This window comes from Paraburkholderia lacunae (genome assembly GCF_003353175.1).
Lineage (GTDB): Bacteria > Pseudomonadota > Gammaproteobacteria > Burkholderiales > Burkholderiaceae > Paraburkholderia > Paraburkholderia lacunae.
In genome coordinates this window covers 85,544-103,395 of the sequence record NZ_QHKS01000019.1, presented here as the reverse complement: position 1 = coordinate 103,395, position 17,852 = coordinate 85,544, and the positions used below count along the sequence as shown (strand labels likewise).

Sequence of the window (17,852 nt, the reverse complement as noted above, 5' to 3'; positions counted from 1 at the left end):
CGGGGTGTGAGATGAACCAGCAAACGGCAGCAGCCCAACTCGCCACCGCGCAAGGCGGCACGGAGTCCACGCTGCTCGACGAAATCGTCGAGAAAAGCCGCGTGGCGAAGTCCGATTCGGAACACGCGCGCGCGAAGGACCTGATCGGCGAGCTCGTGCATCAGGTGCTCGACGGCACCGTGGTGGTGTCCGACAACCTGTCGGCCACGATCGACGCGCGCGTCGCGGAACTCGATCGCCTGATCTCCGCGCAGCTGAGCGCGGTGATGCACGCGCCGGAATTCCAGCGTATGGAAAGCACGTGGCGCGGTCTGGACTACCTGTGCAAGGAAAGCAATACCGGGGCGACGGTCAAGATCAAGGCGCTGCACGCGCCCAAGCGCGACCTCGTGCGCGACTTCAAGACCGCGATCGAATTCGATCAGAGCGCACTCTTCAAGAAGGTATATGAAGAAGAGTTCGGCACCTTCGGTGGCGCGCCGTTCGGCACGATCATCGGCGACTTCGAAGTGACCCGTCAGCCGGAAGACGTCTATTTCATCGAGCAGATGTCGCACGTGGCGGCTGCCGCGCACGCGCCGTTCATCGCGTCAGCGTCGCCCGAATTGCTGGGCCTTGAAACCTTCGCCGATCTCGGCAAGCCGCGCGACCTCGGCAAGGTGTTCGACACGGTCGAGTACGCGAAGTGGAAGTCGTTCCGCGACGCTGAAGACTCGCGCTATGTCGGATTGACACTGCCGCGTTTTCTCGGCCGCCTGCCGTTCAATCCGAAAGACGGCGCGACCGCAGAAGGCTTCAACTTCGTTGAAGACGTGGACGGCACCGATCACAGCAAATACCTGTGGTGTAACGCGGCGTGGGCCTTCGCGGCACGCCTGACGGCCGCATTCGACGACTTTGGCTGGTGCGCGGCGATTCGCGGCGTGGAAGGCGGCGGTCTGGTGGAAGATCTGCCCACCCATACGTTCAAGACCGACGACGGCGAAGTCGCGCTGAAATGCCCGACCGAGATTGCGATTACCGATCGCCGCGAAAAAGAACTGAGCGACCTCGGTTTCATTCCGCTCGTGCATTGCAAGAACTCGGATTACGCTGCGTTCTTCGCCGCACAATCGGTACAGAAGCCGAAGAAGTACAGCACCGATAGCGCGAATGCGAACGCCGTGTTGTCCGCGCAGTTGCAGTACATCTTCTCGGTGTCGCGCGTTGCGCACTACCTGAAGGCGATGATGCGCGACAAGATCGGCAGTTTCGCTTCAGCCGGCAATGTCGAAGTATTCCTGAACCGTTGGATCTCTCAGTACGTGTTGCTGGACGACAACGCGACTCAGGAGCAGAAAGCGCAGTTTCCGCTGCGTGAAGCATCGATACAGGTCTCGGAGATTCCGGGCAAGCCTGGTGCGTATCGTTCGGTCGCGTTTCTGCGCCCGCACTTTCAACTGGACGAGCTGTCGATCTCTTTGCGGCTTGTCGCCGACCTGCCGAAACCGGCAAATTCATAAACGAAGTCAGAGCACCCGTGCGGGCCGCACGGGTAGGCTGTTAAAACCACCTCTTTGGGGAGTCGATGAGTTATGAAGGACATCTATTTAAAATTCGGCAATCCGGCGATCAAGGGCGAGTCCGCCGATAAGGATCATGCTGGCTGGATCGAAATCGATTCGTGGAGCCACTCGATCACGCAGCCGCGGTCGGCAACGGCTTCGACGGCAGGCGGTCACACGTCCGAGCGTTGCGAACATGCTGATATGCAGTTCACTAAAGATATCGACGTGGTCAGCCCGCTGATCTATCAACACGCATCGGGCGGCACGACGTTCGACGAAGTGACGATCGACTTCATGCGCTCGGACGGCGAAGGCAACCGCATCAAGTATCTGGAAGTAAAACTCAAGTACGTGATCATCTCGAGCGTGACGCCGAGCGTGGTGGGCGAAGGCCTGCCGAGCGAACAGTTTTCGCTGAAGTACGCTGCCGTGCAGTGGAAGTACACGCAGCAGAAGATCGGCGGCAACCAGGGCGGCAACGCGCAAGGCGCGTGGAGCCTGACGAAGAACGACAAGACGTACGCGGTCTGATGTCGGGGCGCACACGGCGCGCGCGATGCGAATTCGTTTGCGCATGCTGTGTTCGCTTCGCATCGAACCGGTTCTTCGGTACCTGATGAAACGCTTCGAACCCAGCTTTCTCGACAAGCTGTTCGACGACGAACCGCATCTGCCGGCTTCCCCGGCGATGCGGCAATTGTCGTTGGACGAATTGAAGAGCACTGTCGCTCGCGATGTCGAGGGGATCCTGAACACGCGGATCGCGCTGACCGAGCACGAACTGGCGGCGCTGCCGGAATGCCAGCGCTCGGTGCTGACGTACGGTCTGAACGATTTCGCGGGCCTGAGCCTCGCGAGCCATTACGACCGCACGTTCATCTGTAAATCGATTCAACAGGCAATTGCGCGGCACGAGCCGCGTCTGCAACAGGTTGCGGTAACGCTCGAGCTGAACGAACAATCGACCAACGCGCTCAACTTTGCGATTCAGGCGCTGCTGGTCGTGCACCCGGCAGAAGAACCGGTGAGTTTCGATGCGATGCTGCAGCCTTCCACGCTGCAATACTCGGTGACGCGCGCACGCGCGAAGCTTTAGTACCGCACTTTAGTACCGCACTTTAGTACCGCTGTTCTGCCGCCGTTACGCGCGACGGTGGCGATAGTTTGGGCGGAGATGGTTCAGGTCCGGGGATAGATCGATGGAAGAATTGCTGCCGTATTACGAGCGCGAATTATCATTTCTGCGGCGCTATTCGCGCGATTTCGCCGAGCGCTATCCTAAGATCGCGGCGCGTCTGGCGATGTCCGGCGAGCACTGCGAAGATCCGCATGTTGAGCGGATGATCGAATCGTTCGCGCTGCTGGGCGCGCGCATCAACAAGAAACTCGACGACGACTACCCCGAATTCACCGAAGCGCTGCTGGAAGTGCTGTATCCGCACTACCTGCGGCCGTTTCCGTCGTGCTCGATCGCGCAGTTGGGCACCTCCGCCGCGCTCAGTCACCTGACCGAGCCGGTCCTGGTGGCGCGCGGCACTGAACTCAAATCGAAGCCGATTCGCGGCGTGCAATGCCGTTTCCGTACCGCCTACGACGTGACGCTGGCGCCGATCCGTATCTCCGAGGCGAAATACACGTCGGTGGCGATGGCGCCGAGCGCGACCATTTTGCCGGGCAACGCTACCGCGATCGTGTCGATCACGTTCGAATCGACGGCGCCGCAACTCGATCTGTCCGCGCTGAAAGTCGGCACGCTGCGCACGCACCTGCACGGCGAACAATCGTTTATCGCGGCGCTGGCCGATTGCCTGTTCGTCAACGCAATGGCCACCTATGTGGAACCTGACCGGCGCGGCGTGTGGAAGCAACTGCGTGAATCGCCGCTCGTGCAAGCGGGCTTCGATGAGGAAGACGCGCTGATCGACTATCCGGCCAAATCGCACCCGGCGTACCGGCTGCTGACCGAATACTTCGCATTCCCCGAAAAATTCAATTTTGCCGACTTCGATCTGGCGGCGATGACGCGCGCGAGCGGCCGCTGCCAGCGCCTGACGCTGCACGTCGTGCTCAAGGAGGTGCGCAGCGATTCGCACGTCGCGCGGCTGCTCGATTCGTTGTCGGCGCATCATTTCCGGCTGTTCTGCACGCCGGTCGTCAATCTGTTCAAGCAGCACGGTGAGCCGATCCGGATCAGCCATCAGGCGATTTCGTATCCGGTAATCGCCGAAGCGCGTCGCGCGTTTGCGTATGAGGTTTATTCGATCGATTCGGTGCAGCTCGTCAGGCAGCAGGCGCATGAAGAATCGGTGATCGAATTCCGGCCGTTCTATTCGCTGCATCATGGCGAAGCGGCGCGGGCGGGGCATTACTGGTTCGCGCGGCGCAACGGTTGGGTCGCGCAAAAAAGCCCGGGCTACGAGACCGAGATTTCGATCGTCGATATCGACTTCGAACCGGCCGCGCCGCAAACCGACACGCTTAGCCTCGATTTGACCTGCACCAATCGCGACTTGCCCGCTGGCCTCGCGGTGGGCCTCGAGGGCGGCGATCTGTCTCTCGAAGGCGGTTCGCTGACCGGCAGCATCACGATGCTGCGCCGGCCGACCCCGAGTGTGCGCTTCGAGCGCGGGCGCGCCGCGCACTGGCGCCTGATTTCGCATCTGGCGCTGAATCATGTATCGCTTGCCAATAGCGGCTTGTCGGCGCTCAAGGAAATGCTGGTTCTGTATGATTTGCGGCGCACGGCGGTGTCCGCACGGCATATCGACGGGCTGGTGGGCATCGAGCAGCGCTCGGCCGTGCAATGGCTGCCGGGCAAACCGTTCGCGACGTTCGTGCGCGGCATCGAGATCCGTTTGACGATCGACGAAGAGCATTTCGTCGGTACGAGCCTCGCGTCGTTCGTGCGGGTGATCGACACGTTTTTTGGGCTGTACGTGCATCTGAACAGCTTTGTGCAACTGGTCGTCGTGTCGAAGCGTACCGGCGAGGAGGTCCTGCGATGCAAACCGCGCAGCGGCGAATCGATTCTGGCGTAGTCGAGCGGCTTCTCGACGAACCGCATCGCTTCGAGTTTTTTCAGGCGGTGCGGATTCTCGAGAAGTGGTTCGCGCAGCAAACGCCGTCAAGTGCTGGACGTCCTGGCGAAATCGTCGCGCAGCGGATTGCCTTTCGCAATTCGCTGTCGATGTCGTTTCCGCCGAGCGAAATTCACAGCGCACAGTCTTACGACGAGACAGGCGCAGCGCTGAAAGAGCAACGGCAGCGCACGGCCGCACTCGCAGACGGTTCGCTTCGCAAGGTCGATATCACGCCGGCGTTTTTCGGTTTGCTTGGTGGCCAGGGCGCATTGCCGTTGCATTACACCGAGCAGATCATCGAGCGCGAGCAGATCAGGCGCGATCGCGCGGCGCGCGAGTTCTTCGATGTATTTTCCAATCGCGCGACCGCGCTGTTTTACGCGGCATGGAAGAAATACCGGCTGCCGTTTCATTACGAACTGGATCGCGACGAACGCTATCTGCCGCTGTTGCTCGCGTTGGCCGGCGTCGCCGACGACGACACGCGCAACAGCCTGCAAAGCGGCGACGGCGCGCTGTTCGACGAAGCGATTGCCGGCTACGCACTGGCCGCGCGGCATCGGCCGGTGTCGGCGGCGTATCTGCAACGCACGCTGTCGGAGTACTTCAAGATGCCGGTGCGCGTCGAGCAGTTCGTCGGCAAATGGTACGACGTGCCGCGCGATCAGCTCTCCGTGCTCGGCAGCGTCAACGCGACGCTCGGCGCCACCGCGCTGGCGGGCGAACGGGTCTGGCAGCGCGACATGCGCGCGCGGCTCGTGATCGGACCGCTCGACAAACAGAACTACGAAGCTTTCTTACCCGGCGCCGAGCGCGCCGTCGCGCTCGAACGTATGCTGACGCTGCTCGCCGGCGTGACGCTCGAATACGAGGTCTCGCTGGTGTTGCGCCGTGCAGAGGTGGGCGCAAGCATTCTTGGCAACGGCGCACGCCTCGGTTGGGACGCGTTCCTGTGCACCCGGGAAGCCGACCGCGATCGCGCGGATGCCCGCTACGAATTGCACGTGATTCACTGACCATAACGATAGAACCTGGACCCGGATCGCACGACATGAGCACGTCCCTCAACACCCTGATCGCCAAACTGAATCCGACCTGCCGGCAGGCGGCTTTGCTGGCGGCGAACAATTGTCTCGCGCGCGGTCACTATGAGGTCGACCTTGAACATCTGCTGCTGGCGCTGCTCGATGAACCGGCGAGCGATGTCGCGCTGGTGCTGCGCGCGAGCAAGGTCGATGCGCACGCGCTGCGCGCCGATCTCGAGCGCGAGTTGCAGCGGTTGAAAACCGGCAATACGCGCACCCCGGTGTTCTCGATGCATCTGATCGCCCTGCTCGAACAGGCGTGGCTGATTGCATCGCTCGATTCGCAGATCGGGCGGATTCGGTCGGGGCATCTGTTTCTGGCGCTGCTGAGCGCGCCGGACCTCGCGCAGTTTGCCGAGCGCATGTCGCCGCTGCTGCGCGATGTGCGTGTGACGGATCTGAAGCACAAGTTCGACGAGCTGACCGCCGGGTCGCGTGAAGTCGAACGCAGCCAGGCAACGGAGAACGCGCCTGAAGGCGCCGGGAACCCGGCGGCGGCCGATGCAACGCCCGGCGCACCTTCGAAAACGCCCGTCCTCGATACTTACACGAGCAATCTCACGCAACGTGCGCGCGAAGGCAAAATCGATCCGGTGATCGGCCGCGAAGGCGAGATTCGCCAGACCATGGATATTCTGATGCGCCGCCGGCAGAACAATCCGATCATGACGGGCGAGGCGGGTGTCGGCAAGACGGCGGTGGTCGAAGGACTCGCGCTGCGCATTGCAGCGGACGACGTGCCCGCACCGCTGAAAGGCGTCGCACTGCATGTGCTCGATATGGGGCTGCTGCAAGCCGGTGCGAGCGTCAAGGGCGAATTCGAGAACCGTCTGAAGAACGTGATCGACGAGGTCAAAAAGAGCCCGCATCCGATCATTCTATTCATCGACGAAGCGCATACGATCATCGGCGCCGGTGGCCAGGCCGGGCAGAACGATGCGGCGAATCTGCTGAAGCCGGCCCTGGCGCGCGGCGAATTGCGCACCATCGCGGCAACCACCTGGAGCGAGTACAAGAAGTACTTCGAAAAAGACGCGGCGCTCGCGCGGCGTTTCCAGGTCGTCAAGATCGAGGAGCCGAGCGAGACGCTCGCAGCGGCGATGCTGCGCGGCATGGCGGCGTTGATGGAAAAGCACTTCAACGTCCGCGTTCTCGACGATGCGATTACCGAAGCGGTGCGTCTGTCGCATCGCTACATCAGCGGACGTCAGCTGCCGGACAAGGCGATCAGCGTGCTCGACACCGCCTGCGCGAAGGTCGCGCTTGCGCATAGCTCGACGCCCGCAGCCATCGACGACACGAAAAAACGGCTCGAACGTATCGACGCTGAAATTGCCGCGCTGGAACGCGAAGCGGCGAGCGGCGCGCTGCACGACGGGCGGCTCGCGGAACTCCGCAGTCTGCGAGAAGAGGACCTCAAGGCTCTCGCCGAAGACGAAGCGCGCTACGACAAGGAGCGCGCGCTGGTCACGGAGATCGTCGGCTTGCGCGCGGAAATCGACGCGGCGCGGGTGAGCAGCGCGGACGCCGGGCAGGTGGAAAAGGCGCAGCAGGCGCGCGAAACGCTTGCCATGCGCGTCGCCGAATTGCACGCATTGCAGGGCGGTCAACCGATGGTGCCGTTGCAGGTCGACGCTCACGTGGTGGCCGAAATCGTCGCCTCGTGGACCGGCATTCCGCTCGGCCGCATGGTCAAGGACGAAATCCAGACCGTGCTGAACCTGCAGCCGCTGCTTGCCGCGCGCGTGATCGGTCAGGACCATGCGCTCGAAGCGATCGCGCAGCGCGTGCGCACCGCCAGCGCGAATCTCGAAGACCCGAACAAACCGCGTGGCGTGTTCATGTTCGTCGGACCGTCGGGTGTCGGCAAGACCGAAACCGCGCTGGCGCTTGCCGATGTGTTGTACGGCGGCGAACGCAAGATGGTCACGATCAACATGAGCGAGTATCAGGAAGCACACAGCGTGTCGGGCCTGAAGGGCTCGCCGCCGGGTTATGTCGGTTACGGCGAGGGCGGCGTGCTGACCGAGGCGGTGCGGCGCAATCCGTATTCGGTGGTGCTGCTCGACGAAGTCGAAAAGGCGCATCCGGATGTGCTCGAAATGTTCTTCCAGGTGTTCGACAAGGGCACGATGGACGACGCCGAAGGACGCGAAATCGATTTCCGCAACACGCTCATCATTCTGACCTCGAACGTCGGCTCGCAAGCGGTCATGCAAGCGTGCCTGAACAAGAGCGCCGAAGAGTTGCCGGACACTGACGAACTCGCCGAGAACTTGCGCCCGCAGTTGTACAAAGCGTTCAAACCGGCGTTTCTCGGCCGCCTGAAAGTGGTGCCGTACTATCCGATTTCGGACGACGTGCTCGCCGATATCATCGAGTTGAAGCTGGAGCGGATTCGCCGCCGCATCGAATCGAATCACAAGGCGGTGTTCGAATGGGACGAATCGCTCGTCGACGCGGTGCTCGCGCGTTGTACCGAAGTGGATTCCGGCGCGCGCAATGTCGATCACATTCTGAACGGCACGCTCCTGCCTGAAGTCGCGCAGCAGGTGCTGCAGCGCATTGCGAACGGCGCCGCGATCGAGCGGATCGCAGTACGGGCGAGCGATGCGGGTGAGTTCGAATACACGGTTGTGTAAAGAGGCGTGCGGTTGCGCCCGCCAATCTGTTTTAATGCCGTACTGGATACTTATTGCTTTCTGTCATGCCGACCAACCTGAGTACGCTGCTCGCTCCGATCAATGAATCCTCGCCGTGCGGCGAAGATTTGCTGTTTTCGGCCGATTTCGATGCGATCCAGCACGCGCGCCGTTTCGAAGATCCGTCGCTGGATCAGGGCGAATGGGTCACGGATATCAAAGAGGCCGACTGGCCGTTCGTCGTCGAACGCTGTAGCAGCCTGCTGCAAACGCAGACCAAGGATTTGCGTCTGGCCGTGTGGCTGACCGAAGCGCTCGCGATCGAAGAGGGCGTGACCGGTCTCACGCAAGGTTATGCGTTGCTGACCGGGCTGAGCGAACGCTACTGGGATCATGTGCATCCGCTGCCTGAGGGCGACGATACCGAATACCGTCTCGGCAACGTCGCGTGGCTGGTCGGGCGCACCGGCGAACTGCTGCGCGCGATGCCGCTGACTTCATCGCAAGGCAATTCGTACAGCACGATCGATTGGGACGTCGCCACGCATGTCGCGCAAGCGGTCAAACGCGATCCGGACCACGCCGACGATATCGCGCGCGGCAAGCCGTCGATCGAGCTGATCGAGGCTTCGAAACGCGCCACACCGCCTGCGTTTTATGCGGCATTGCTGGTCGATCTGAAAGCGTTCGAAGCGGCGATGCTCGCGCTCGAACAGGAGCTGGACCGGCGCGCTGCGGATTCCGCGCCGAGCTTCCGTCAGGCCAAGGACGCGTACGACAGCGTCTATCGTTTGGCCGAGCGCTTCGCACGCGAGTTGGGCGTGAGTGCGGAAGCGGCGCCGCCGAAAGCACCGAAACCGGAGGAGCACGAGCGCGCCGAGCCCACCTTCAAGACGTCACTGCAACGCGAGGAGCCCGTGTCGGCGACCATGCCGAGCAGTCCGATTGCAGGAATCCACAGCCGTGCGCAGGCAGTCGCCCAATTGCGCGCGGTGGCCAGGTTCTTTCGCAGCACGGAGCCGCATAATCCGGCCGCTTATCTTGCTGACAAGGCGGCGGAATGCGCGGATATGCCTTTGCATCAGTGGCTGTCCTCGGTCGTGAAAGACGATGGGTCGCTCGCGCATATTCGCGAGCTGTTGGGGGTCAAGCCCGACGAGAAAAACTAAAACGTTCGATTCGGAAGCAAACAAAAAAAACCTGGCACGCAAGCCAGGTTTTTTTGTTTAAACGCGCCGCGCAAGCAATAGCTCAAGACCCGGCGCGAAACTCGATGCGCCGATTTCTCGCCCGCCCATCGTTCGTATCGTTCGATGCGATGGGCTGATCCGGGCCGACGCCGGTCGTGGTCATCTGCTGGGGTGCAATGCCCCTGGCGACCAGATAACCCTTCACCGCATCCGCACGCGCCTGGCTCAGCGCGATATTCGACGTGCGATTACCCGCATTGTCCGTGTGGCCGATGATCGCCACCGTCCTGGTCGTCATCTTCTGCAGCACCGCGGCCATCTGATCGAGAATCGCGCGGCCTTGCGGCGTGAGCGTCGCGCTGCCGGTTTCGAACTCGATCGTGCGATTCGCCAGGGTTTGATCGAGCAGGCCCTGTTCGGATGCGCTCACGCGCAGGCCGTTCTTGATCGTGTAGGTCGGATTCAGCGCGTTCGCCATATCGCTCGCGAGTTGCTGGCGCTGCGATTCGTTATGCACTTCGCCTTTCACGTCGATCTGGGTGCCGTCGATCTTCAACTGGCCTTTGCTGATCTGCTTCAACTGCGGGCCGATCAGCTTTTGCACATTGGTGGACCAGTTCGGCGGCGTCGCCACATCGGCGATTTCGATCTGGTCGACCACGTTGGCCGCGCCATAGGTGTCGCGCAGCTTCGCCAGCACAGCCGCCTTGGTTGCTTCATCCGGCACCTTGCCGCCGACCACCACCTGGCCCGGCGCCGCATTGGCAGGCGCCGGCGCCGCGCTGATCGCGCCGGTGCCCGCCCCCGTCGAGCCGCTGGCCGCGGCAAGACCTGGCGTTGCGTTGCCCGACGACGCCGAAGCCTGCGCCGGCAAAATCGTCGTGCGAATCGCCATGCCGCTGTTGTCGACCGGCGTGACGCGCGCCGGGCCGTCGTTGTCGGCATGGGCGAGGGCGCTGATCAGAAGCGCCGCTAGCAGCGTGGCGATGCGTGTGGAGTGGCTCAGCATCGTGTCACTCTCCCGTGAATGCTTCGCGGAACGTGTCGATGCTGACGCGCAGGGACAGTTGCGGTTGGTCGAGGTAACTGACGAGCTTGCTGATGCCATGGTCGTTTTGCGCGTGTTCGTCGATCCACTCGGGATCGTCGATATCGATGTTATGGGCCGCGTACGCCTGCGGATCGACCACGCTGTGCAGCGTTTTGGCCGACGCGCCGTTAAAGCCGATGATGAGCCGTTCGCGCTCGGCAATCGTGCCGATGAAAATCGCCAGTTCGAAATCCGCCTGCGACACGAACGGTGCGATCAGTTCGAGCCAGAACGCGGCCACCAGGCTGCGGTAGAACGGATCGTTCGGCAGCGGCAGCGTCAGCCCGCGTTCGAGATGCGACGAGCCGCTTTGCATCACCGGGCGCAGCAGCGAACCGAGCGCCAGCATCGCGCCGCGCAGCCGCACCGGATGACCGCTCGCGAGCAGCATCTGTTCGAGGCCGGCGAGCGTCTGGTGCTCGACGAAATCGTTGAAGGTGCCGTCGTGCGGATTGCCCGGCCCCCCGCCGATTTCGATCGGCACCTGCGTTTCGCCGAGCGCCTGCAAGGCGCCGGCTGGCTCGCTGGTGCCGAGCAACGGCTTCATTTGCGACGCGACACGAGACCACAGGCGCGCGAACGCGAGCGGACTGCGCGCGAGGAACGTCAGCGGTTTCTCGACTTCCAGAGCGGTCGCGGCAAGAAACGGAAAGCGCCGCGACGACTGGTCGTGACTCGCCACCATATGACCGGCGATCGCCAGCTTGCTGCGCGAACCGAGGAACGCGAAGTGCATCGGCCTGGCGTTTTCGTAGACGATCTTCCAGCGCGGATCGTCGGTGAGCAATTCCATTGCTTCGGCGATCCAGCGGTCGAGCGTCGCCAGCAATTGCGGGTTATGCACGCTCTTTACAAAGTCGCCGCGCGACGGAATCTTGCCGAAGAAGGCGATTTGCGCCTGCACGGTTTGCGTCATTGCGCACCCCCAGTGTTCGAAACCGCGGCGGCGGTCGTGGCCGGCCGTGCCGCTTGCGAAGCCGACGCGGTGGCGGGCGAAGCGCCCGTTGCACCCGTGGCCACTGCATTCACCGAATTACCCGCTGCGCTCACATCCGCCACCGACGACGGCAGCCGCACGCCGCGCAGGCTCTGTTGTTGTGGCGCATCGCCGCTGCCGCCCGATGCCTGCGACGTGCTGATGATGCGCATGCTGACCGCCACCGTCACGTTGCCTTGCGTCCACGACAGATCGAAGGTGCCGTCCGGACGGCGCTTGCGCTGCGCCGAGTTGATCAGCTTCTCAAGACCGTAACGACCCGGCTCGCTGACCAGTTGCAGCGTGCGGCCGTCGAAAGTAGTGGCGCTCAGCGTCGCGCCCGGCGAACCCGACGGATTCGGCCACACGAAGTTGGTCCACTGCGGCGGCGTGTTGCGGTAACGCAGTTGCTGGCCGTCGATCGCAAGCGTGTATTCCGTGGTGCCGCTGCTCGGCTGCGGCAGGATCTGGAACACGGTCTGCGGCTCGGACGAGCTTTGTGCCGACGCGCTCGCCGCTCCGCCGGCAAGCGGCGCCACCCAGCGCGCGAAGCCGCTGGTGAAGTCGGGCGTCAGCGCGAGACCCATATCGCCCCACGTGCGGGCGGTGAGCGTGTCGCCGCGGCGCACCGCGAGCGGCCCGAGCGTGGTGCCGACGAACTTCGCGACCGCACCGTCCGGCCCGAACACCTGGGCGATTTCGCCGGCGCCGGCCTCGACCTTCGCATCGCCCGAGAACGGATACTTGTTCGCCAGCGACCCCTGGAAGGTCTGATAGACCTGCGCATTCCACACCTTGTTGACTTCGACGCTGGCCGGCTGGATCACCACCGCATACGCCGCCATCAGCGGACGCACCAGTAGCGGCCGTAGCGCCTTGCGTTGCGAATCGGTGAGGCCGGTGAGCATCTGCTCGTCGACGTATTTCAACGAATCGCCCAGCTCGGACCCGCTGCCGTCGAGCGTCTGCTGCATCAGCTGACGCGCACCCGGTCCCGGATCGCCCTGGTTCTTGATCACGTTAAAGCGCGTGCGCACCTTCGAGAGCGTGTCCATGTAGCCCTTGAGCATCGAACCGTTGTCGCCGGTGACGACGATGCGGCCCAGCGCCGAGAACTCCTGGCCGATCGGGCCCATCGGCATTTCGACAGGATTGCCGTTGATGTCGATGTTGGCGTTGATCTGGCCGGTCGGCGCGCGCGAGAACCATTGCTTGAACCAGCTGGTGACGCCGGTTTGCGCGCGTTTCAGGCCCGCGTTGAAGAGCGACGGGTTATCCCACGAAGTCTGGTCGTACGCGGTTTCGAGCACTTTGCGGATCGGCGAATCCTGCGGGTCGCCGAGACGGTTCATCGCATCCACTGCCTGACCGAAGCTGCCGAAGCTCTGCACGGCAATGCCTTGCATGAACTTCTGCCAGTGCATCGCGTATTCGGTCTTGTACATCGTCACGAGCGCTTTCTGGATCTGCTCGGGGCTGCCTTCGAGCGTCAGGTCGTCGTGCGCTGACGTGTTGAGCACCCAGTCCTTCGCCTGCAGCTCCTTGGTGGCGGCATCACGAATCGCCGGCTGTACGTACTGGAACCACGCTTCACGCGTGAAGGTGCCGGGGATCGCGTAGCTGCCCGCCACCAGTACCGTATTGTTTTCGCCGACGATGCGCGCGATGGTCATCGGCGCGAAACGGGTCGACGCGCGTGCCTTGATTTCCTCATAGACGCGCTGACGGGCCGGCATGCCGCGCACCACGCGGCGCAGATTTTCACGCGTCTGATCGACGAGCCCGAGGTTCTGGTCGATCATCGGCCAGTCGTTGTCGGATACGCGTGACAGGTAGAAGGTGATCATGCGCTCGGCGCTGCGGATCATCTCGTCGCGGGGCATGTTGCCGCGATTGGTTTCGAGCCAGCCGCGCCAGAAGCGGGCGACCTGATCGGTCAGGTGAGCCGTTTCGACGTGGCGCTTGTCGCTCAGCATCAGGTAGGTCTTGAGCGCGTTGTAGGCGTCTTCGACGTTGGCCGGCGACGCATCGCTGTAGAGGCCGCCCTGGCCGCTGGCCGCCATCGCCGTATGCGCCGACACCGGAATCGCTCCAGCATCGGGCGTACGGTTCAACGGCGCGAGCTGATCGGGATGCGCGTTGACGTCCTTCAGGAACGACGCGAGATTCTGCGAGACCGGGTCGAGCAGAATCTGGCGCACGCCGCTGTAATACTCGGTAAGCAGGTGCTGCTCGAGACGATCGCCCTGATACAGCCCGAGCGACACCGCGAGCGGCTTGTCGCGGCGAAACTGCTCGAGCTGGTCGATACGGTCTTCGAGAATGTCCATGGCCTGCAGGCGCGATTGCAGGTCGTTGCGGTTCTGTTGCAGGCGCACCACGTTGTCGAGGTCCGCCTTCACGTTGTCGGCGAGCTGCTGGTTGCCGATCGTCGACCATGTCCAGCCGCCGAGCGCCAGCGCGAGCACGGCGACGAAGCCGAAGAACGTCGCATAGCGCATGCGCGTCTTGGCCGGACTGGCGAATTGCTTGACCGTCTGACGGTCGGCAAAGATCACCTTGGAGAACAGATCACGCAGGAAGAAGCCGTTCTTCGAGAACGCGCTATGCGGCTTGGGCAGGCTGTCGGCACTCAGGCCGAAGCGATTGGCGATGCGGGTGGCCGCGGCGCTGTTGGTTTCGCCTTCCTGCAATGCACTGGTGAAGTAGAAGCCGCGGAAAATCGGCTTGTACTGGAACGGGTTGCTTTCGAACAGCGTGGCGAGGAACGCGCGCAAGGCGGGCTTGATCGTCGAGAATTCGAGCGGGAAGCTCAGTTGGCCCGGCGAAAGCTTGTTGCCGCGGTTGATCGACATCTGCGCGACGCTGATTTCTTTCAGACCGTCATACAGCTCTTCAAAATGCTCGTCGAACAGCCCGACTACGTCGCGCTTTTCGTCCGGCTCGTAGGGCAGGGTGGCGCCCCAAACACGGTCGTATTCGTGGCGGTCGCTGCCGCTGAAGAATTCGGTGAAGCCGGTAATCAGGTCCACCTTCGTGAACATCACGTACACCGGCGCGAATACTTCGAGCTTCTCGGTGAGTTCCTGCACGCGCTGACGCAGGTTCTTCGCGAGGTTGATCGCGAACTCGGGCTTGCTGCTCGTCAGTTCCGCAATGCTCGCCGTGACGATGATGCCGTTGATGGGCGCCTTCGGGCGGAAGCGCTTGAGCAGGCCGAGGAAGCCGAGCCACTCGGTGCGGTCTTCTTCATGCACGGAATAGCGGCCGGCGGTGTCGAGCAGAATGCCTTCGGTCGTGAAGAACCAGTCGCAATTGCGCGTACCGCCAATGCCGTGAATCACCGCGTTGTTCTTGTCGGCGAAGGGGAATTGCAAGCCCGAGTTCAACACGGCGCTGCTCTTGCCCGCGGCCGGGTTGCCGATCACGATGTACCAGGGCAGTTCGTAAAGCGCCGAGCCGCCCGACACCTGGCCGATTTTTGAGGTCTTGATGGTCTTCACCGCGTCGACGAGGCGCGTGCGCAGCACGTCGAGTTCGGCCTGGCGCGCGGGGGTCGGCGCAGGACCGGTTTCGGTCTGCTTTTCGGCCTGCTGTTCGAGCATTTCGCCGAGCCTGTTGTTCGCGCGCCGCGCGCGCAGCCGGCGCACCAGCCACACCAGCAGCCAGACCGCGACCACCGCGCCGAGGATGATGGCCGGCCACATCAAGTCGATCTGCAAGGTATCGGCGCCGATGAACAATATGGCAGCGAGCGCGAGCAAGCCGATGATCGAGAGCGTGCGTGGGTGGGTCAACACGTTGAGAATGCGTCGCATAAGCCGTTCAGGTCTTGGTGATATGTGTTGTGGCGCGTGGAATGACTAACAGCGTGGCGCGGGCATCGGCAAAGCGGCGCGGCGCGGCAAGTGCGGCGCGTTTGGATCGGCCGGTGCGCCGCGCGGCCCGCATACTCGAGACGCAGCCTTGGGCAAGCGTCGGGGCGGCGGGCGCAAGATTGCGTAAAAGCTCGAACAGAGGTTCGCCACGTTTGAAATGAAACGAAAGCATATTCAGGCGAAAGTGAATGTAACCGGTTTGACCAGTCGGGAATTGACGGCCCCGCCGGTGACCATTGCATCAATGCCGTTATGCGCACGGCATTGCCGCTTTTCGCCGGAAAAATTGATTGAACGCCCCATTGCCAACCTCTTTATTGCCTGCTTCGCCTTAATGACCGCGTCCCAGCACGAAGCCGGGTTTGTGATATTCAACGTGCCCGAGATCCATCATTTTCCAGCGACCACCCCAAGTCAGACCGACCTGTTCAGCCGTCTGCCCGTATAACTGATAGCCTCGCATGGCCCAGGGATCTTTTTCTGAAATGACGAGCTTGCCGTCGCGCAAAAACGCATTGTCAGCGGCAAGACCGTATTGGTGATAGCTCTGAAACGCTGCGGCATTGGTGACGTTGCCCCCCATTTGCGCCAGGCGGTTTTGCCGCTCCGGACTGCGATAACCTTCCAGCAATGCCATTTCATACCCGTATTGCTCGTGCATGATTTTGTAGACGAGCAATAAACGCGTCCTGAAGTCGGCGTCGAGCAAATTCCAGTCGCGGCTCGCATCTTTTAGCGCGGGCCGGATCTGCTCGACTTCCTGCGTTGCAAATACCTCGGGCGGCAGCGGCGGCGGGGGCACAAGCTGTTCGCCATTCAATAACGCAGCAATTTTCTCGTCAGGTACCCGCGCAGTGTCATCGAATTGGAATAATTGCCGGCCGCGTAATGCCAATGCCACCAATGGCGGCGTCGCAAGAATACCTGCGGTGGTAAAAATCAGCAAGCGCCGCTTCGCCAGCAAATTTTGCATATCGATCACAGTCGATTGCGAAATTTTTGCCGAGCGTGCTAATTGGCCGCGAGCGTGCGATGCGCCTCTCGATGCCCGGCGCATAACACGACCATGAATATCGAGCGCGGCGCCTAATAAAGAGGCGCGTACCGCCGGCAATAGCAGCATTGCAGCGAGCGCAACGGCAATGGCGAAATAGGCAACAAGTACGACGGCAATCAAAGGCGACCCCGGAAATTGGAAACAATTGTATTTTGTAATGCTTGCTCTTAGAATCAGGCCTGCTCGGAGACGAGCCGGAACGGTATTATCACGGCGAAATAATCCAGGATTCAATGAGACAGTGAATGAGTGCGCCGGAAAGTTCGAATTCCAAAGCCCCGCCTAGCCTGTTATCCGATAAGGCTAAAGGCGCTGAGGGCAATGGTTCGCGAATTCTCGCGAACCTCGAAGGCCGCGTCGCGCCGCCTGCGGATAAACCACGCCGGTCAAGAACCCCGCTCGCGCTGGTCGCCTTGCTGGTGATCGCTGCCGGTGGCTGGGGCGCGTGGCATATGCAACAGCGCACGCGGACCGAAGCGGTAGCGTCGGCCACGCCGAACAACGCAGAGAAAGTTGTCCCGGCCTCCGCTGCGGGCGGCGCGCCACAGGTCACCGCGAAAGCTGCCGCGCCGGCTGCCGCGTCATCGCAGGCGGCCACGATCATAGCCGACGACAACGACAGCAAGGCCGCTGCGGCGTCCGCTGCTGCTCCCGCGAGCGGCGACGACAGCCGCTTGTCGCGCGCACTCGCCGCTGGCGCGGAGCCGAGCAACGCGTCCACGCCAGTTGCGTCCGCACCGGCCGCATCGGGTCTAGCTGTACCGTCGGCGAAGCATGGCAAGAATACGACTGCCGTAGCCAGCAATTCGAAGCATGAGACTGCGGCGGCCCAAGGCAAGAAGGACAGTGCGACCGCAAGCGCGAGCAACCGTCACGCGAGCGCAACGAGCGAGGTTGCGCAGACCAGGAAGTCGCGCACGTCGAAGAGCGGTAATGAATCGAAAGATGATTCGGACGCCGATCTGTTGGCGGCGCTGGTGGCGCGAACCAAACCGGCTGACGCGAAAGCGGCCGGCGGCAATGCCGCTACCAAGGTGAGCACCTCGGCTACCCCTGCCAACGCCAAGCTGGCCGAGCGGGTAAAGGAGTGTGGTCAACGCGGTTTCTTCGAAGACCAGTTGTGCCGCTGGCGCGTATGCGACGGTCATTGGGGCAAAGACCCTGCATGCCCGGGCGCGTCGTCGCAGGCACGCCAGCCCTGAAATCCCGCAACACGCGTCCTTGTGACGCACTACCGCATCAGGCGCGCCGCTGAATTGATTCAGGTCAATCCGGCGACGTGCTCTGTCTGGAGGCGGCGCATAGCC

At 62.4% G+C, this 17,852-nt stretch carries 13 protein-coding genes; 8 read left to right on the top strand and 5 right to left on the bottom strand.

Annotation, left to right across the window (positions count from 1 at the left end; genetic code table 11):
• Nucleotides 1-11 precede the first annotated feature (11 nt).
• From tssC to tssA, 7 genes are all read left to right on the top strand, one after another.
• On the top strand, nucleotides 12-1,502 hold the full coding sequence (tssC, locus tag DLM46_RS26075) for a type VI secretion system contractile sheath large subunit (protein ID WP_115105317.1): 1,491 nt from the start codon (nucleotides 12-14) through the stop codon (nucleotides 1,500-1,502).
• A 72-nt stretch (nucleotides 1,503-1,574) separates the two neighbouring features.
• Nucleotides 1,575-2,078 (top strand): Hcp family type VI secretion system effector, encoded by a 504-nt coding sequence (locus DLM46_RS26070; protein WP_006052923.1) that lies wholly within the window; start codon nucleotides 1,575-1,577, stop codon nucleotides 2,076-2,078.
• An 85-nt stretch (nucleotides 2,079-2,163) separates the two neighbouring features.
• Nucleotides 2,164-2,643 carry a type VI secretion system baseplate subunit TssE gene (gene tssE, locus DLM46_RS26065; RefSeq protein WP_115105373.1) on the top strand — a complete coding sequence of 160 codons (480 nt, stop codon included), beginning with the start codon at nucleotides 2,164-2,166 and terminating at the stop codon, nucleotides 2,641-2,643.
• 103 nt (nucleotides 2,644-2,746) lie between these two features.
• Nucleotides 2,747-4,585 carry a type VI secretion system baseplate subunit TssF gene (tssF, locus tag DLM46_RS26060; RefSeq protein WP_115105316.1) on the top strand — a complete coding sequence of 613 codons (1,839 nt, stop codon included), beginning with the start codon at nucleotides 2,747-2,749 and terminating at the stop codon, nucleotides 4,583-4,585.
• Complete coding sequence (gene tssG, locus DLM46_RS26055; RefSeq protein WP_115105315.1) at nucleotides 4,549-5,643, top strand: type VI secretion system baseplate subunit TssG; 1,095 nt, start codon at nucleotides 4,549-4,551, stop codon at nucleotides 5,641-5,643. Before tssF ends, tssG begins: the two co-directional genes overlap by 37 nt.
• Nucleotides 5,644-5,678: 35 nt before the next feature.
• Nucleotides 5,679-8,354, top strand: coding sequence for a type VI secretion system ATPase TssH (gene tssH / locus DLM46_RS26050; protein ID WP_115105314.1), 2,676 nt, complete (start codon nucleotides 5,679-5,681; stop codon nucleotides 8,352-8,354).
• 65 nt (nucleotides 8,355-8,419) lie between these two features.
• Complete coding sequence (gene tssA / locus DLM46_RS26045) at nucleotides 8,420-9,523, top strand: type VI secretion system protein TssA (RefSeq protein ID WP_115105313.1); 1,104 nt, start codon at nucleotides 8,420-8,422, stop codon at nucleotides 9,521-9,523.
• An 82-nt stretch (nucleotides 9,524-9,605) separates the two neighbouring features.
• Here the strand turns inward: tssA and DLM46_RS26040 are convergent, their stop codons facing one another.
• The 5 genes from DLM46_RS26040 to DLM46_RS26020 form a co-directional block, all read right to left on the bottom strand.
• On the bottom strand, nucleotides 9,606-10,553 hold the full coding sequence (locus DLM46_RS26040; RefSeq protein WP_115105312.1) for an OmpA family protein: 948 nt from the start codon (nucleotides 10,551-10,553) through the stop codon (nucleotides 9,606-9,608).
• A 4-nt stretch (nucleotides 10,554-10,557) separates the two neighbouring features.
• The gene (gene tagF, locus DLM46_RS26035) at nucleotides 10,558-11,550 is read right to left on the bottom strand and encodes a type VI secretion system-associated protein TagF (RefSeq protein ID WP_115105311.1); all 993 of its coding nucleotides are present in this window, start codon (nucleotides 11,548-11,550) and stop codon (nucleotides 10,558-10,560) included.
• Nucleotides 11,547-15,428 (bottom strand): type VI secretion system membrane subunit TssM, encoded by a 3,882-nt coding sequence (gene tssM / locus DLM46_RS26030; protein ID WP_115105310.1) that lies wholly within the window; start codon nucleotides 15,426-15,428, stop codon nucleotides 11,547-11,549. Before tssM ends, tagF begins: the two co-directional genes overlap by 4 nt.
• A gap of 7 nt (nucleotides 15,429-15,435) precedes the next feature.
• On the bottom strand, nucleotides 15,436-15,660 hold the full coding sequence (locus DLM46_RS26025) for a hypothetical protein (protein WP_115105309.1): 225 nt from the start codon (nucleotides 15,658-15,660) through the stop codon (nucleotides 15,436-15,438).
• A gap of 159 nt (nucleotides 15,661-15,819) precedes the next feature.
• Nucleotides 15,820-16,665 (bottom strand): M15 family metallopeptidase, encoded by an 846-nt coding sequence (locus DLM46_RS26020; RefSeq protein WP_165848059.1) that lies wholly within the window; start codon nucleotides 16,663-16,665, stop codon nucleotides 15,820-15,822.
• 125 nt (nucleotides 16,666-16,790) lie between these two features.
• On the opposite strand from DLM46_RS26020, the gene DLM46_RS26015 reads away from it, so the two are divergent.
• The gene (locus DLM46_RS26015) at nucleotides 16,791-17,747 is read left to right on the top strand and encodes a hypothetical protein (protein WP_115105307.1); all 957 of its coding nucleotides are present in this window, start codon (nucleotides 16,791-16,793) and stop codon (nucleotides 17,745-17,747) included.
• Nucleotides 17,748-17,852: the final 105 nt, after the last annotated feature.

Bases quoted from the DNA above. Each gene is read 5' to 3' on its own strand.
- tssC (WP_115105317.1), top strand. From the start codon at position 12: ATGAACCAGCAAACGGCAGCAGCCCAACTCGCCACCGCGCAAGGCGGC.
- DLM46_RS26070 (WP_006052923.1), top strand. From the start codon at position 1,575: ATGAAGGACATCTATTTAAAATTCGGCAATCCGGCGATCAAGGGCGAG.
- tssE (WP_115105373.1), top strand. From the start codon at position 2,164: ATGAAACGCTTCGAACCCAGCTTTCTCGACAAGCTGTTCGACGACGAA.
- tssF (WP_115105316.1), top strand. From the start codon at position 2,747: ATGGAAGAATTGCTGCCGTATTACGAGCGCGAATTATCATTTCTGCGG.
- tssG (WP_115105315.1), top strand. From the start codon at position 4,549: ATGCAAACCGCGCAGCGGCGAATCGATTCTGGCGTAGTCGAGCGGCTT.
- tssH (WP_115105314.1), top strand. From the start codon at position 5,679: ATGAGCACGTCCCTCAACACCCTGATCGCCAAACTGAATCCGACCTGC.
- tssA (WP_115105313.1), top strand. From the start codon at position 8,420: ATGCCGACCAACCTGAGTACGCTGCTCGCTCCGATCAATGAATCCTCG.
- DLM46_RS26040 (WP_115105312.1), bottom strand. From the start codon at position 10,553: ATGCTGAGCCACTCCACACGCATCGCCACGCTGCTAGCGGCGCTTCTG.
- tagF (WP_115105311.1), bottom strand. From the start codon at position 11,550: ATGACGCAAACCGTGCAGGCGCAAATCGCCTTCTTCGGCAAGATTCCG.
- tssM (WP_115105310.1), bottom strand. From the start codon at position 15,428: ATGCGACGCATTCTCAACGTGTTGACCCACCCACGCACGCTCTCGATC.
- DLM46_RS26025 (WP_115105309.1), bottom strand. From the start codon at position 15,660: ATGCTTTCGTTTCATTTCAAACGTGGCGAACCTCTGTTCGAGCTTTTA.
- DLM46_RS26015 (WP_115105307.1), top strand. From the start codon at position 16,791: ATGAGTGCGCCGGAAAGTTCGAATTCCAAAGCCCCGCCTAGCCTGTTA.